This is a genomic window from Pseudoalteromonas sp. APAL1 (assembly GCF_021532475.1).
Lineage (GTDB): Bacteria > Pseudomonadota > Gammaproteobacteria > Enterobacterales > Alteromonadaceae > Pseudoalteromonas > Pseudoalteromonas lipolytica_C.
Genome location: NZ_JAKGAW010000098.1, coordinates 1 through 1,726, shown reverse-complemented (window position 1 = coordinate 1,726; position 1,726 = coordinate 1). Strand labels below are relative to the sequence as shown.

Below are 1,726 nucleotides of genomic sequence, written 5' to 3'. Positions count from 1 at the left end.
TGTTAACACCAAGCGATTTTGTCGTACTTTAATTACCACGCGATTCTGTCGTAATCGCTAATTACCAAGGGAAATTGACGGTTATCTTTAACCGTGTTCTTTAAATGTTTTGTTTAAGCATTTGAGGAGCGCTAAGGGTGATTGTTTTGAATTCCAAAGCTCAATTAACAGTTGATATCATTGCTAAAGTGGCAGAGCGTAAAGTTACGATAGCTAATGCCGCTAAGCTCCTCAATAAATCCAGGCGTACTATTGAACGTTATTTGCAGCGTTACCGAAGCCAAGGTCTACAATTCGTTGTTCACGGGAATACAGGCAGCGAGCCAATTAATAAAACTCCAGATAGGCTTAAGCAGCAAGTTCAGTCGCTGATCCGCGAGAAATACTATGATCTGAATCTATTGCACCTCGCCGAGATGCTTGAGGCTCACGAACACATTGTTGTTAAGCGCGAGACACTGCGTAAGTGGGCACATGATATCCATCATGTAAAACGAGCCAAGCGTAGGCGTAGCCGTGTCCATAAACGCAGAGAACGGATGGAAGCACCAGGGCTAATGCTGCAAATGGACGGCAGTACACATCGCTGGTTCGGTGATAAAAAGTCGTGCTTAATCGCTATGATTGATGATGCTAACAGCGATATCCATGCAGAGTTTTTTCCGTCAGAAACGACTGAAGGGTGTATGAAAGTTATGCGCTCAGTTGTTGAGAAATTCGGCGTGTTTAAAACTCTATATGTTGATAGAGCTGGCATCTTTGGTGGTCCTAAACGTTGCAATTTCTCTCAGATGCAACGGGCCTGTGAGGAGTTAGGAATTGAAATCATCTTTGCTAGTTCTCCTCAAGGAAAAGGTCGTATTGAACGTGCCTTCGATACTCTACAAGACAGGTTGATACCGGAGTTACGGCTCAACAATATTACTGACATGACGGGCGCTAATAGCTACCTCCAACACGTCTTCATCCCGCAGTTCTGGCGTAAAAACCTGATGGTAAAATCTAAAACATCAGACACCGAATATACGCCTGTATCACGCTACACCAATCTTGATGATATCTGCATCACCAAGGTCTACCGGAAGATCCGTAACGACCATACGTTTAGCTTCAGGGGAAAACTCTACTTCATCGACTCACCGCTTAAGCACTCAATCACAAACCAAAAAATCGAAATTCGTACGGGTAAAAATAAGCGGTTCGATGCGTACTTCGCCGGACGAAAACTACAGGTAACCGAAGTAACGGAGCCTGAAAAGCTATCCTCGGAAGACTATGAGCTCCAGAAGAAGCTTGATGTATTGGCTCTGGCTGAAAAGCTAGGAAATGTGGCAGAAGCTTCCCGCCTAAGTGGTGTCTCCCGCGATACTATTTACCGCCATCGTAAGCTGATAAAACAAGGTGGAATCGAATCGCTAAAACGTCAGGAAACGCCAAATCTTCACCACAAAAATCGTACAGACAGAGCCATTGAGGAAGTCGTCATCGAATTCTCACTAGCTAACCCACACATGGGACAATCCAAAGTGTCAAGGCTGCTCAAGTCTGAAAGAAACGTCGACATACATGCTAGCGGCGTTCGCAATATCTGGCTAAGGGAAAATATGAATACGACTGCGTTACGGTTAGCAAAACTTGCCGAAGCTCGGCAACATTGATAGTGTGATTACGTCAAAATCGCTTGGTACTTATACCGTCAGTATCCCTTGGTAATCACACTACTACA

1 protein-coding gene is annotated in these 1,726 nt (G+C 44.5%); it reads left to right on the top strand.

All coding sequences use genetic code 11. The annotated features are described in order from the left end of the window. The first annotated feature begins 137 nt into the window (after positions 1 to 137). A complete protein-coding gene (locus L1264_RS21335) occupies positions 138 to 1,658 on the top strand; it encodes an ISNCY family transposase (RefSeq protein ID WP_075594550.1) in 1,521 nt (506 codons plus the stop codon). The last annotated feature ends 68 nt before the right edge of the window (positions 1,659 to 1,726 follow it).